Raw genomic sequence first — 14,528 nt, forward strand, 5'->3', positions numbered from 1 at the left:
GTGGAGAAATTACGTGAAATAGACGTTAAACAACTCAATGCACTAGCCCTTGCTTATATGGGAGATGCCGTATATGAAACAGCAGTTAGAGAACATTTACTACGCCGTGGACGTGTAAAACCGCAAATTTTGCATAAGGAAGCTACGCGCTTTGTCTCTGCGAAAGCACAGGCGCGAATTATCCTAACGATGAGAGATCAACAAATTCTCACGGAAGAAGAATTGGCGGTAATGCGCCGTGGTCGCAATGCGAAGGCGGGATCTGTCCCCAAAAACACTGATGTGACAACATATAATTATAGCTCTGCATTCGAAGCAGTTCTCGGGTATGTACATTTATTGGATCGGCAAGAGCGACTGGCTGAACTGATCGAGACAGCTATTCGACTGGTGGAGCAGCCTGAGGAGGAGAAAGCATGACAGAGTTAGAAGTTGAATTGATTGGTGGAAGAAACCCTGTCGTAGAAGCGCTACGTTCAGGAAGACAACTGAATAAAATCTGGGTAGCAGAAGGCGTTAATAAGAAAAGTATCGGCGAAATTATGAAGCTTGCTAAAGAAGCGGGAGTAGTTGTGCAGACAGCACCGAAGCAGAAATTGGATGGTATGACGGATCTGAGTCACCAAGGAATTCTCGCTTCAGTTGCTGCTTACGATTATGCGGAGCTGGAAGACTTATTTGCAATTGCTAAAGAAAGGCAAGAAGATCCGTTCTTCATCATTCTTGATGAGCTAGAAGATCCACATAATCTAGGATCTATCTTACGAACTGCTGATGCTTCAGGCGTGCATGGCATCATCATTCCGAAGAGACGTGCTGTTGGTTTGACAGGTGTAGTGGCGAAAGCGTCAACAGGTGCGATTGAACATATACCCGTTGTGCGTGTGAATAATTTGTCCCAAACTGTGGATGAGCTAAAGAGACAAGGGATTTGGATTGCGGGAACGGATGCTTCCAATGCCACTGATTATCGCCATATGGATGCCACATTACCTTTGGCTGTCATTATAGGTAGTGAAGGTAAAGGGATGTCACGCATTTTGCGAGAAAGATGCGATTTCCTTTATGGATTGCCAATGGTCGGAAAAGTTACGTCATTAAATGCTTCGGTAGCGGCGGCATTATTGATGTATGAAGTTCTACGAAAGCGTCAATCCGCTCAGGCTACATCATGAAGAAAGATGTGCTACTCGTTGATGGATATAACATCATCGGTGCGTGGCCTGAACTGCAACAACTGAAACAAGAAGATTTTGCGCAAGCGCGTGATCGACTTATTGAGCGGATGGCGGAATTTCAGGCCAATAGGGGATGGCGTGTCATTGTAATATTCGATGCCCACCTGGTACCAGGTATCGAAAAACGAAAAAAACAATACCGTGTAGAAGTCGTCTTTACAAGAGAGAATGAAACGGCGGATGAGCGGATTGAAAAATTGGTGTCCGAATTATCCGGTCGTTTGACGCAAATCCATGTAGCTACTTCAGATCTTGTAGAACAATGGGTAGTGTTTGCCCAGGGTGCACTCCGCATCTCTGCACGGGAGTTAGAAATTGCTATGAAAGAAGTGGACCGCGTAATTGCGCAAAAGTTAAAAGATTCAATAGAACAACGGCCTCTATCAAAAATTCCTCTGACAGATGAAGTGGCAGCGGAATTCGAAAAAATGAGACGTGGTGGAAAATGAGTAGTTGACGTGAAAAATCACCGCGTCTATACTGGCATATAAAACCAATTAGTACTCTGGGGTGGAGAGGTTGGTGCGGGACATGGAAAATGTAAAGAGTAAAAACGAGTTTTCTAAACTATCTGATGAAGAAATGGTGGAATTGATCCATTTAGGGAATTCGGATGTATTAGATTTTTTAATAACTAAATTTCAGCCAATTGTCCGAATGAAAGCAAGAGCGTATTTCATTATTGGTGGAGATCGTGAAGATATCATGCAAGAAGGAATGATCGGACTCTATAAAGCGATACGTGATTTCCGTCCTGACAGATTAAGCTCCTTTAAAGTCTTTGCTGAGCTATGTATTACGCGACAAATTATTACAGCTATTAAAACTGCCACGCGTCAAAAACATATTCCACTAAATACGTCTATTTCGTTGGACAAGCCGATGTATGATGAAGATCAGGAGCGAACGTTGCTAGATATCATATCGGGCTCTACATTAGATGACCCTGAAGATTTGATAATCCATAAAGAAAACTTCACATTCATGGAAAAAGAGATGAATAAAGTGTTAAGCGGATTGGAAAAAGAAGTATTAACATTGTATTTAGAAGGTCAATCCTATCGCGAAATTTCTGAAGTGTTGAATCGCCAAGTGAAATCGATAGATAATGCTTTGCAACGGATCAAACGCAAATTGGAACACTCGATGGCGGTGGATTTGGTACGTTAAACTTATCGATAGTAAATTGACATATCGTTAGTTAAATGGTACTCTTTAGCGAGACTATTGTCTTGAATTAGGTGAATTGAAATGTCGAAAAAAATAACTTTAAGCTGTGAGATATGTGGTTCGCGAAACTATTCTTTACCCGCTGGCAACAACGGCCGTGAGGGAAGAATGAGTATAAAGAAGTTTTGCAGTCATTGCAATGCGCATACATTGCATAAGCAAACCATTTGACCAGTTACATAGAGTTCGAGTCAGAACGCTATGTCATTCGGAAGGGTTGGAGAAGAATGGGCAAGATTACCGATTTTTTGAAAAAAGTCGTTTCGGAAATGCGGAAAGTCAGCTGGCCGAAACGTAAAGAACTAACAAAGTATACTGTAGTCGTTATTTCGACGGTTATATTCATGGCTGTCTATTTCTTCGTAGTGGATTTAGGAATCTCTGGAGTAATGAAATGGTATACAGGTCTGTAATAAAGAAAGTATGAATAGCGTGAGAATATCCCGTTTTGATGAATAAACGGGTTTTTTCAGCTTTAATTTAAAGGAGGGACGGACGCGCAGTCCTCAATGTCATGGAAATGGATAAAAATTGGTATGTTGTGCATACGTACTCAGGGTATGAGAACAAAGTAAAGGCTAATCTTGAAAAACGTGTCGAGACAATGGGCATGTCTGATAAGATATTCCGTGTCGTCATTCCGGAAGAAGAAGAGACGGATATTAAAGATGGTAAAAAGAAAACGGTTATGCGTAAAACGTTCCCAGGCTATGTTTTGGTTGAATTGATCATGACAGATGACTCGTGGTACGTTGTTCGCAATACGCCAGGTGTTACTGGGTTTATCGGTTCATCAGGTGGTGGAGCGAAGCCTACACCGTTGTTGCCGGAAGAAGTAGAATTCATCCTAAAGCAAATGGGTATGAAAGAGCAACGTGTAGATATCGATTTTGGAGTAGGCGAAAGTGTAACGGTGTTAGAAGGGCCGTTTGCCAACTTTGAAGGTAAAGTGGAAGAGATTGAAATGGACAAAGGTAAAGTGGTCGTAAGTGTTGATATGTTCGGACGCGAAACGAAAATGGAACTTTCGTTTGATCAAGTAGAAAAAATGGATTGATGGGTAATAGGGATTTCCCTCTTGCAAAATCTGTGTAATGGTGGTATCATTTCAAAGGTCAGACTTAGTCTGTACGGATTAACCAATTCTACCGACATCGTCGGCAGGCACATATTTGAGTGGGAGGGGCAACCCAATTACCACATCACGGACTTAAGGAGGTGTGTCTCGTGGCTAAAAAAGTTACTAAAGTAGTGAAATTGCAAATTCCAGCTGGTAAAGCAAATCCAGCACCACCAGTAGGGCCGGCATTAGGTCAAGCAGGTGTTAACATTATGGGATTCTGTAAAGAATTTAACGCTCGTACAGCAGATCAAGCTGGTCTAATTATCCCAGTTGAAATCTCAGTATTCGAGGACCGTTCATTTACATTCATCACAAAAACTCCGCCAGCAGCAGTATTGCTAAAGGTTGCAGCAAACGTTCAAAAGGGTTCAGGTGAGCCTAATAAAAACAAAGTTGCTACAGTTAAGCGTGATAAAGTTAGAGAAATCGCAGAACAAAAGATGCCAGACTTAAACGCGGCGTCAGTTGAAGCGGCGATGGCAATGGTCGAAGGTACTGCTCGCAGTATGGGATTCAAAATCGAAGACTGATTTTGGTTTTTCATAATACAGCAATTGTTTGAAGGTGGAGGCTGCGGTCGAATGAGATTCGCAGCCTTCATTAAGTGGGAGGTTTAATCCGTTAAAACCACAAATGAGGAGGAAAATTCTGATGGCTAAAAGAGGTAAAAAATTCGTAGATGCATCGAAGCTTGTAGATCGTACAGCTACATACTCTGCGAAAGAAGCAATTGAACTTGCTAAAAAGACAACTACTACTAATTTTGATGCAACAGTTGAAGTAGCTTTCCGTCTTGGTATTGATACACGTAAAAACGATCAGCAAATCCGTGGAGCAGTAGTGCTTCCTAATGGTACTGGTAAAACTCAACGCGTATTAGTATTCGCTAAAGGTGAAAAAGTTAAAGAAGCAGAAGCTGCAGGCGCAGACTACGTAGGCGACGCAGAATTAATTGCTAAAATTCAACAAGGTTGGTTCGAATTTGATGTAATCGTTGCTACACCTGACATGATGGGCGAAGTTGGTAAGATTGGTCGCGTACTTGGACCAAAAGGTCTTATGCCGAACCCTAAAACAGGTACAGTAACATTCGACGTAACGAAAGCTATTGAAGAAATCAAAGCAGGTAAAGTTGAATACCGTGCGGACAAAGCTGGAATCATCCATGCGCCAATCGGGAAAGCTTCTTTCGATAACGAGAAGTTGGAAGAAAACTTCTTGACTATCTTTGAAACGATTCAAAAAGCTAAACCGTCATCGTCAAAAGGAACATACATGAAATCAGTAAACGTTACGACAACTATGGGTCCTGCTGTAAAAGTAGATCCGTCAAGCGTTACTGTTAAAAAATAATTGACAAGCATAAAGTGATCTGTTAAGATTACGCTTGTTATGATGATAACCATTTGTACCGAAGACAGCAGGTGTGGCTTGCCACTTAATGCTCCTGCCGAGGACAAGACGCTCTTTTTTAAAGATGACGACTTTTCTGCCCTCATGTCTTAGACATTGAGGGCTTTTTATATCGGTATAAGTGACCCTAATTACCAGGAGGTGTCAACATGAGCAAAATTTTAGAAGCTAAACAAGCGGTCGTATCAGAAGTCGCTGAGAAGTTGCAAACAGCAGCATCTGTAGTAGTTGTCGATTACCGTGGTCTTACGGTTTCGCAAGTTACAGAATTGCGTAAACAACTTCGTGAAGCGGGCATCGAGTTCAAAGTTTATAAAAACTCTATGGTGCGTCGTGCGACAGTAGTTGCAGGACTAGAAGGTTTGAATGAAAACTTGACAGGTCCAAACGCTATCGCCTTCTCAACAGAAGACGTAGTAGCGCCAGCTAAAATCTTAAATGATTTCGCTAAAAAGAACGACAAGCTTGAAATTAAAGCGGGTGTGATTGAAGGAAACGTTGCATCAGCTGAAGATGTGAAAGCATTGGCTACTCTACCGTCTCGCGATGGTCTACTATCTATGCTACTCAGCGTTCTTCAAGCGCCAGTACGAAACTTTGCACTTGCTACAAAAGCAGTTGCAGAACAAAAAGAAGAGCAAGGTGCTTAATTTCGCATTTTGACTATGACCGGAACAAACTAGCCGGTTAAATACAACTTTCCAGGAGGAACTTAAAATGACTAATGCACAAATTTTAGACGCAATCAAAGAAATGACAGTTCTTGAACTAAACGACCTTGTTAAAGCAATCGAAGAAGAATTCGGCGTAACAGCAGCAGCACCAGTTGCAGCAGCTGGAGCAGTTTCAGAAGCAGCTGAAGAGCAAACTGAATTCGACGTAATCCTTGCATCAGCTGGAGATCAAAAGATCAAAGTTATCAAAGCTGTTCGTGAAATCACTGGCCTAGGCTTGAAAGAAGCTAAAGCTCTTGTAGACGAAGCTCCTAAAGCTGTTAAAGAAGCAGCAACTAAAGAAGAAGCAGAAGAAATGAAAGCTAAACTTGAAGAAGTTGGCGCATCTGTAGAAGTTAAGTAATTTCTACTTCCCTGAGAAAAGCCCGTCTATCTGACGGGCTTTTTTCTTCATATACAGATAATGTAACTCTACGCAGGAGGTGTATGTATGGGAGAGCATTACTATTCAAAAAGTCCCCAAGTGTCAAGTGCCCCCAAGCAGTGGAAGGCTGAGATTCGCAACAAAGTCTTTTCATTCACAACAGATGCTGGTGTATTCAGTAAAGGTAGCATAGATGAAGGATCAAAATTGCTCGCTGAAACGTTTAAAGTACCATCAGTCGGGGGAGACTTATTGGAAATAGGTTGCGGCTATGGTCCGATTGCCTTGTCTATTGCGTCAGATTTCCCTGAACGGCTTGTCCATATGGTTGATGTTAACGAGCGAGCATTGGCTCTTTGTAAAATAAATGCCCAGCAAAACAAGATCACCAATATACAAATTTATGAAAGTAGTGGAATCGATCAAGTTCAATCTGATGGTTTTGCTGCAATTATAACGAATCCACCTATTAGAGCAGGTAAGCAAACAGTCTTTTCATTCTACGACGGTGCTTATGAAAAATTGACTTCGGGTGGGGAGTTATGGGTTGTCATTCAAAAGAAACAAGGAGCTCCATCCACAATAGATTACTTGAAGAAGTTGTTTGGTAATGTGGATACGGTTGCCAAGAAAAAAGGCTACTTTATTTTGGTGGCGAAAAAAGTTTGACAGGATCGACATCTTGTAGTAGCATTATTGAATGCATAAATATTTATATTGCAGCTGTATGCCCTTTTGTGTGATGTAGTAGAGGAAAAGGCATATTGATGTTTGGATAAAGATTGTGAAATCGAAAATGAGCTCTTGTCGGAACTCGTTTTCTTTTTGTTTTTTCGAAGTCACAGCGGAATTTCTGATTTTGCAAAAAACTAATATTGTTTTAATGAGGGGTGAATGAGTTGACAGGTCATTTAGTTCAGTATGGTCAACATCGTCAGCGTAGAAGTTTCGCGCGAATCAAAGAAGTACTCGACTTGCCGAATTTGATTGAAATTCAAACGGCATCTTACGAGTGGTTCTTAGAAGAGGGGTTACGTGAAATGTTTCGGGATATTTCTCCTATCCAGGATTTCACAGGTAACTTATCCTTGGAATTTATCGATTACAAACTGGGTGAACCAAAATATCCGGTAGACGAATCAAAAGAGCGCGATGTGACATATGCCGCACCACTTCGTGTAAAAGTACGTCTTCATAACCAAGAAACAGGCGATGTAAAGGAACAAGACGTTTTCATGGGAGATTTCCCACTCATGACAGAAAACGGAACATTCATTATTAACGGAGCTGAGCGTGTTATTGTTTCACAGCTCGTTCGTTCGCCAAGTGTTTACTATAATGATAAGACGGATAAAAATGGTAAGCGTGGATTTGGCGCTACTGTTATTCCGAACCGTGGAGCATGGCTTGAATATGAAACAGATGCAAAAGACGTAGTGCATGTCCGTATCGACCGTACTCGTAAGTTGCCAATCACTGTTTTATTGCGTGCGTTAGGCTTCTCTACTGATCAAGAAATTATCGATTTAATCGGTGATAATGAGTATTTACGAAATTCATTAGAGAAAGATAATACCGAGACTTCAGAAAAAGCGATGCTTGAAATCTATGAGCGACTTCGTCCAGGTGAACCACCAACACTAGACAGCGCAAGAAGTCTTTTGTATTCACGTTTCTTTGATCCGAAGCGCTATGATTTAGCGAATGTCGGTCGTTATAAAATGAATAAGAAGCTTCACTTGCAAAATCGATTGTTCAATCAAACAGCTGCTGAAACACTTGTCGACCCTGAAACTGGCGAGATTTTAGTGGAAAAAGATCAGCTAATCGATCGACGTACATTAGATAAATTACTACCGTTTTTATCTCAAGGTATCAATACTGAGTCGATTGAACATGTAGGGTCTATATTGGAAGAACCAATGGTTATCCAGACGCTAAAGATTTACGCACCGAAAAGTGAAGAAAAGCAAGTGATCAACGTCATTTCTAACGCTGAAGTAGACGAGTCTATTAAACATATTACCCCTTCGGATATCGTTGCTTCTATTAGCTATTTCTTTAACCTCTTGCATGGTGTAGGGAACACGGATGATATTGACCATCTTGGTAATCGTCGTTTGCGTTCTGTTGGTGAATTACTTCAAAACCAATTCCGTATCGGTCTTTCCCGTATGGAGCGTGTGGTTAAAGAGAGAATGTCTATCAATGACACGCAATCTATCGTACCCCAACAATTGATCAATATCCGTCCAGTTATTGCATCAATCAAAGAGTTCTTCGGAAGTTCACAGCTTTCTCAGTTCATGGACCAAACAAATCCATTGGCTGAATTGACGCATAAGCGTCGTTTATCTGCACTAGGACCTGGTGGTTTGACTCGAGAGCGAGCAGGAATGGAAGTTCGTGACGTTCACTACTCTCACTATGGTCGTATGTGTCCAATTGAAACACCAGAGGGACCGAACATTGGATTGATTAACTCGCTGTCTACATTCGCGAAAGTGAACCAATTTGGTTTCATTGAAACTCCTTATCGTAAAGTAGATCCTGAAACGGGTCGCGTTACAGCGCAAATTGATTATTTGACAGCAGATATTGAAGATAACTATGTTGTAGCACAGGCTAACTCACTACTTGAGGAAGACGGATCATTTACTAATGAGGGCGTGGTAGGTCGTTTCCAAGGGGATAATACTGTATTCCGCCGCGAACAAATTGACTATATGGACGTTTCACCTAAGCAAGTTGTATCTGCAGCTACTGCATGTATTCCGTTCTTAGAAAATGATGACTCTAACCGTGCATTGATGGGTGCGAACATGCAACGTCAAGCAGTTCCTTTATTAAATCCTGAAGCACCATTTGTGGGTACAGGTATGGAACATATTTCCGCGCGTGATTCAGGGGCGGCTGTTGTATCTAAATACCACGGTATCGTAGAACACGTTGAAGCGAAAGAAATTCGTATTCGTCGCATTGAAGAAGTGGGCGGTAAAGAAGTCAAGGGTGACCTTGTCGTTTGTCGTTTGTCTAAATTCATTCGTTCGAACCAGGGAACTTGCTATAACCAACGCCCGATTGTAAAAGTTGGCGACCGCGTAAAACCGCTTGATATTCTTGCGGACGGACCATCAATGGAACAAGGAGAACTTGCGCTTGGTCGCAACGTTCTAACAGCATTCATGACATGGGATGGCTACAACTATGAGGATGCGATTATCATGAGTGAGCGTCTGGTGAAAGATGATGTATTCACATCCGTTCATATTGAAGAATATGAATCAGAGGCACGTGATACTAAGCTTGGACCAGAAGAAATCACGCGTGATATTCCAAACGTCGGAGAAGATGCACTGCGCAACTTGGACGACAGAGGAATTATCCGTATCGGTGCAGAAGTACGTGATGGTGATATCCTGGTCGGTAAAGTAACGCCTAAGGGAGTTACGGAATTGACTGCGGAAGAACGTCTTCTACATGCAATCTTTGGGGAAAAAGCACGCGAAGTTCGCGATACTTCATTACGTGTACCCCATGGAGCAGGCGGAATTGTTCTGGATGTTAAAGTCTTTAACCGTGAAGATGGCGATGAGCTATCCCCAGGAGTAAACCAGTTGGTACGAGTATATATCGTACAGAAACGTAAAATCTCTGTTGGAGATAAGATGGCAGGACGTCACGGTAACAAGGGTGTTATTTCCCGAATTTTACCTGAATCGGAAATGCCGTTCCTTCCAGATGGTACACCGATCGATGTCATGTTGAACCCACTTGGGGTTCCATCACGTATGAATATCGGACAGGTTCTTGAAATGCATCTTGGTATGGCTGCGCGCAGTCTAGGTATTCACACTGCATCTCCTGTATTTGATGGTGCGAACGAAGAAGACGTTTGGGCTACAATGGAAGAAGCGGGAATGAACCGTGACGGTAAAACAATGCTATACGATGGCCGTTCAGGTGAACCATTTGATAACCGCGTGTCAGTCGGCGTTATGTACTTGATCAAACTTGCCCACATGGTAGATGATAAGTTGCACGCGCGTTCTACTGGGCCATACTCTCTCGTTACGCAGCAACCACTCGGCGGTAAAGCCCAGTTCGGTGGACAACGTTTCGGGGAAATGGAAGTATGGGCACTGGAAGCATATGGTGCTGCTTATACATTGCAAGAAATCTTAACAGTCAAATCCGATGACGTCGTAGGTCGTGTGAAAACATATGAAGCGATTGTCAAAGGTGATAGCGTACCTCAACCAGGTGTACCGGAATCATTTAAAGTACTAATCAAAGAACTTCAGAGTTTGGGATTAGACGTGAAAATGTTGACGGAAGACTTTGAAGAAATTGAGCTTCGTGATCTAGATGACGAAGAAGACTTGCAACCAACTGACGCATTGAACTTGATGAAAGAAGATCAGCCGATCGCCTAAAGTCGATAACGCTAATCTGAAATGTAAATAAACCAAACAAAAACGAATAGAAGAGGGCTTCGAGCACCCTCTTCTATTTTATTCAGTAAGAAGAATGTCTTACGTGAATGTACTATTACAAGTTAAGTTGACTGATAAGCCGTTATGGCGATTAGACTAAAGGGAGGTTGGCTCCTTGATAGATGTTAATAATTTTGAGTATATGAAAATTGGCCTTGCTTCACCTGACAAGATTCGCTCTTGGTCGTATGGAGAAGTGAAAAAACCTGAAACGATCAATTACCGTACACTAAAGCCAGAGAAAGACGGATTATTCTGTGAGAGAATCTTCGGCCCAACGAAAGATTGGGAATGTCACTGTGGTAAATATAAACGGGTTCGTTATAAGGGCGTTGTCTGTGATCGTTGTGGCGTAGAGGTAACGCGTCAAAAAGTACGTCGCGAACGAATGGGTCACATCGAGCTTGCGGCACCTGTCACACATATTTGGTACTTCAAAGGAATTCCTAGCCGTATGGGCCTGATTCTGGATATGACACCACGTGCATTGGAAGAGATTATCTACTTTGCATCTTACGTAGTTGTCGAACCGGCGGATACGCCACTTGAGCGTAAACAGCTGCTTTCTGAAAAAGAGTACCGTTTGTACCGTGAAAAATATGGTTCTAAATTCCAAGCTGCAATGGGAGCAGAAGCAATCGAGCAGCTACTTCGTGCAATCGACTTGGATAAAGAAACAGATTCATTGAAAGAAGAGTTGAAAACAGTACAAGGTCAGCGTCGTACACGCGCAATCCGACGTCTGGAAGTCGTGGAATCTTTCCGTAACTCTGGAAATCGTCCGGAATGGATGGTATTGGAAGTACTTCCTGTTATCCCTCCTGAATTACGTCCTATGGTACAGCTAGACGGAGGGCGTTTTGCAACATCTGACTTGAATGATCTTTACCGTAGGGTTATTAACCGGAACAATCGTCTGAAGCGTCTATTGGATTTAGGAGCGCCTGGTATTATCGTTCAGAATGAGAAGCGGATGCTTCAAGAAGCAGTAGATGCACTAGTAGATAATGGCCGTCGTGGAAGACCTGTAACGGGTCCAGGCAACCGTCCATTGAAATCACTTTCTCACATGCTGAAAGGTAAGCAAGGACGTTTCCGCCAGAACTTACTTGGTAAACGTGTAGACTATTCTGGTCGTTCGGTTATCGTAGTAGGCCCTAACTTGAAAATGTACCAATGCGGTCTGCCAAAAGAAATGGCGATTGAGCTATTTAAGCCGTTCGTTATGAAAGAATTAGTAGAACGCAATTTGGCGCATAACATCAAGAGTGCGAAACGTAAAATTGAACGTCTTCATTCCGAAGTGTGGGATGTATTGGAAGATGTCATCAAAGAACATCCAGTGCTTCTTAACCGAGCACCAACGCTTCACCGTCTAGGGATTCAAGCGTTTGAACCGATACTGGTCGAAGGGCGCGCAATTACATTACACCCGCTAGTATGTACAGCTTACAACGCTGACTTCGATGGTGACCAAATGGCTGTTCACGTACCGCTATCTGCTGAAGCTCAAGCTGAAGCGCGTTTATTGATGTTAGCTGCCCAAAACATTTTGAATCCGAAAGACGGAAAACCAGTTGTAACTCCTTCACAGGATATGGTTCTTGGTAACTATTACTTAACAGTCGAGCGTAAAAATGCAGCTGGAGAAGGTTCTGTGTTCAGTGATCCGAATGAAGCGTTAATCGCCTATCAAACAGGACACGTTCACTTACATTCCCGCATCGCAGTTCAGGCTGGCAGTATTAACAATCCAACGTTTACGGATAAGCAAAATAGTCAGCTATTGTTAACGACTGTAGGTAAAATCATTTTCAATGAGATTCTACCGGAATCGTTCCCGTACATTAACGAACCGACGAATCAAAACTTACAGGTAGAAACACCTGAAAAGTATTTCATCGACGGAACAGTGAATGTTAAGGAACATTTGCAAGAAGCAGAACTGATCACGCCATTCAAAAAAGCAATCCTTGGGGAAATTATCGCGGAAATCTTCCGACGCTTCCACATTACAGAAACTTCTAGAATGTTGGATAGAATGAAAAACCTAGGATTTAAATATTCTACTCGTGCTGGAATTACGATCGGTATTTCCGATATCGTCGTTTTGCCAAATAAAGCAGAGATTCTTCATGAAGCACAAGAAAAAGTTGACAAAGTCACGCAGCAGTTCCGACGTGGTTTAATTACCGAAGAAGAGCGCTATGATCGTGTCATCTCTTATTGGAGCCATGCGAAGGATATCATCCAGAATAAGTTAATGGATTCATTGGATATTGAAAACCCGATCTTTATGATGAGTGACTCCGGAGCCCGTGGTAACGCATCAAACTTTACACAACTTGCTGGTATGCGTGGACTAATGGCCAACCCGGCTGGGCGGATTATCGAACTTCCGATCAAATCTTCCTTCCGTGAGGGGCTAACAGTACTCGAATACTTTATCTCTACACACGGTGCGCGTAAAGGTCTTGCCGATACAGCACTGAAGACTGCCGATTCAGGTTACTTGACTCGCCGTCTCGTAGATGTAGCGCAAGATGTTATCGTTCGTGAAGAAGATTGCGGAACAGACCGCGGTCTTGCGATTACTGCATTAACCGAAGGAAATGAAATGATCGAAACACTGTTTGAGCGTATTGAAGGTCGACACACGAAGAAGACTATCAAACATCCGGAAACAGGTGAAGTCATTCTTGAGAAAAACGGATTAATTACTGCGGACATAGCGAACATAGTAATTCAAGCCGGTATCGAAGAAGTGACGATTCGTTCTGCATTTACTTGTAATACAAAACATGGCGTATGTAAAAAATGTTACGGTATCAACTTGGCTACTGGAGAGACGGTAGAAGTAGGGGAAGCAGTGGGAATCATTGCGGCACAATCTATCGGAGAACCAGGAACGCAGTTAACGATGCGTACATTCCACACAGGTGGAGTTGCTGGAGATGATATTACACAAGGTCTTCCACGTATTCAGGAGATTTTCGAATCCCGGAATCCGAAAGGTGTAGCGGTTATTTCTGAAATTGCAGGTACGGTTATTGAAATTGATGAAATCCGTGAAGGGTTAAAAGAAATCACTATTGAAGGCGAAGTAGAAACACGTAAATATCCTACGTTGTATAATGCGCGTTTAAGCGTAGAAGTAGGCGATGTGGTTGAGCGTGGACAAACTATTACTGAAGGTTCAATTGATCCTAAACAATTGATCATAGTAAAGGACGTTTCAACTGTACAAGAGTATCTGTTGAAAGAAGTTCAAAAAGTTTACCGTATGCAAGGTGTAGAGATTGGTGATAAGCACGTTGAAGTGATGGTACGTCAAATGCTTCGTAAAGTTCGAGTTATCGAAGCAGGAGACACGGATCTTCTTCCAGGTTCATTATTGGACATCCACCAATTTTCTGAAGCGAACGAAAAGGTGTTGTTAGCGGGTAAAGTTCCAGCTACTTCACGTCCTGTAATTCTTGGAATTACGAAAGCTTCACTTGAAACGGAATCGTTCTTGTCAGCCGCATCATTCCAAGAAACGACTAGAGTTCTTACAGATGCAGCTATTAAAGGTAAAACAGATGAGTTGCTAGGTCTGAAAGAAAACGTTATTATTGGGAAATTGGTTCCTGCAGGTACTGGTATGCAGAGATACCGTCAAATAAAAATGCAACATGATGAAGTAGAAGAGACTATTACAGCTGAATAAAAATAAACGGGACATCGTTCCCGTTTATTTTCTTAAATTTGTTGACAAGTCGTTGTGAAGATGATAATATACAAAAGGTTGATAGTTGTTGACCGTTAACTTATCAGGAAGAAAAATGTTCTTTCGAATAAGTGCAAGGCGATAAGCAATCATCATTATAAAATAACAGTAAGCAGAGATCTCTGGAGTTACTGTCACCCGTTTTTGTGTGTGCACGCACA

General features: G+C 42.2%; 14 protein-coding genes and 1 other annotated feature. All 14 genes read left to right on the top strand.

Annotated features, from left to right (window positions below; all coding sequences use genetic code 11):
- The 14 genes from CSV73_RS04110 (at nt 1) to rpoC (ending at nt 14,307) form a co-directional block, all read left to right on the top strand.
- On the top strand, nt 1-420 hold the full coding sequence (locus CSV73_RS04110; protein WP_099626723.1) for a Mini-ribonuclease 3: 420 nt from the start codon (nt 1-3) through the stop codon (nt 418-420).
- Nucleotides 417-1,175: a 23S rRNA (guanosine(2251)-2'-O)-methyltransferase RlmB gene (rlmB, locus tag CSV73_RS04115; RefSeq protein ID WP_085132029.1), complete on the top strand. Its 759-nt coding sequence runs from the start codon at nt 417-419 to the stop codon at nt 1,173-1,175. The genes CSV73_RS04110 and rlmB overlap by 4 nt, the downstream gene beginning before the upstream one ends.
- On the top strand, nt 1,172-1,687 hold the full coding sequence (locus CSV73_RS04120) for an NYN domain-containing protein (protein WP_085132028.1): 516 nt from the start codon (nt 1,172-1,174) through the stop codon (nt 1,685-1,687). Before rlmB ends, CSV73_RS04120 begins: the two co-directional genes overlap by 4 nt.
- 82 nt (nt 1,688-1,769) lie before the next feature.
- Nucleotides 1,770-2,408 (top strand): RNA polymerase sporulation sigma factor SigH, encoded by a 639-nt coding sequence (sigH, locus tag CSV73_RS04125; protein ID WP_085133590.1) that lies wholly within the window; start codon nt 1,770-1,772, stop codon nt 2,406-2,408.
- Nucleotides 2,409-2,489: 81 nt separating this feature from the next.
- Nucleotides 2,490-2,639 carry a 50S ribosomal protein L33 gene (rpmG, locus tag CSV73_RS04130; RefSeq protein ID WP_085132027.1) on the top strand — a complete coding sequence of 50 codons (150 nt, stop codon included), beginning with the start codon at nt 2,490-2,492 and terminating at the stop codon, nt 2,637-2,639.
- Nucleotides 2,640-2,695: 56 nt separating this feature from the next.
- Entirely contained in the window at nt 2,696-2,881 is a 186-nt protein-coding gene (secE, locus tag CSV73_RS04135) for a preprotein translocase subunit SecE (RefSeq protein ID WP_085132026.1), read from the top strand.
- 107 nt (nt 2,882-2,988) lie between these two features.
- Nucleotides 2,989-3,525, top strand: coding sequence for a transcription termination/antitermination protein NusG (gene nusG, locus CSV73_RS04140; protein WP_085133589.1), 537 nt, complete (start codon nt 2,989-2,991; stop codon nt 3,523-3,525).
- A 170-nt stretch (nt 3,526-3,695) separates the two neighbouring features.
- A complete protein-coding gene (gene rplK, locus CSV73_RS04145; protein ID WP_029053289.1) occupies nt 3,696-4,121 on the top strand; it encodes a 50S ribosomal protein L11 in 426 nt (141 codons plus the stop codon).
- Nucleotides 4,122-4,242: 121 nt separating this feature from the next.
- A complete protein-coding gene (gene rplA / locus CSV73_RS04150; RefSeq protein ID WP_085132025.1) occupies nt 4,243-4,944 on the top strand; it encodes a 50S ribosomal protein L1 in 702 nt (233 codons plus the stop codon).
- Nucleotides 4,945-4,984: 40 nt separating this feature from the next.
- Nucleotides 4,985-5,123, top strand: a sequence feature (ribosomal protein L10 leader region).
- 30 nt (nt 5,124-5,153) lie between these two features.
- Entirely contained in the window at nt 5,154-5,654 is a 501-nt protein-coding gene (gene rplJ / locus CSV73_RS04155) for a 50S ribosomal protein L10 (RefSeq protein ID WP_085132024.1), read from the top strand.
- Nucleotides 5,655-5,721: 67 nt separating this feature from the next.
- Nucleotides 5,722-6,081, top strand: a complete 360-nt coding sequence (gene rplL, locus CSV73_RS04160) for a 50S ribosomal protein L7/L12 (protein ID WP_085132023.1) — start codon at nt 5,722-5,724, stop codon at nt 6,079-6,081.
- 87 nt (nt 6,082-6,168) lie between these two features.
- Nucleotides 6,169-6,771 (top strand): class I SAM-dependent methyltransferase, encoded by a 603-nt coding sequence (locus CSV73_RS04165; RefSeq protein ID WP_085132022.1) that lies wholly within the window; start codon nt 6,169-6,171, stop codon nt 6,769-6,771.
- Nucleotides 6,772-6,992: 221 nt separating this feature from the next.
- A complete protein-coding gene (rpoB, locus tag CSV73_RS04170; RefSeq protein ID WP_198166096.1) occupies nt 6,993-10,538 on the top strand; it encodes a DNA-directed RNA polymerase subunit beta in 3,546 nt (1,181 codons plus the stop codon).
- 175 nt (nt 10,539-10,713) lie between these two features.
- Nucleotides 10,714-14,307 carry a DNA-directed RNA polymerase subunit beta' gene (rpoC, locus tag CSV73_RS04175; RefSeq protein ID WP_099626724.1) on the top strand — a complete coding sequence of 1,198 codons (3,594 nt, stop codon included), beginning with the start codon at nt 10,714-10,716 and terminating at the stop codon, nt 14,305-14,307.
- Nucleotides 14,308-14,528 lie beyond the last annotated feature (221 nt).

Origin of the sequence: Sporosarcina sp. P1 (assembly GCF_002743155.1) — a bacterium.
GTDB classification, from domain to species: domain Bacteria; phylum Bacillota; class Bacilli; order Bacillales_A; family Planococcaceae; genus Sporosarcina; species Sporosarcina ureae_B.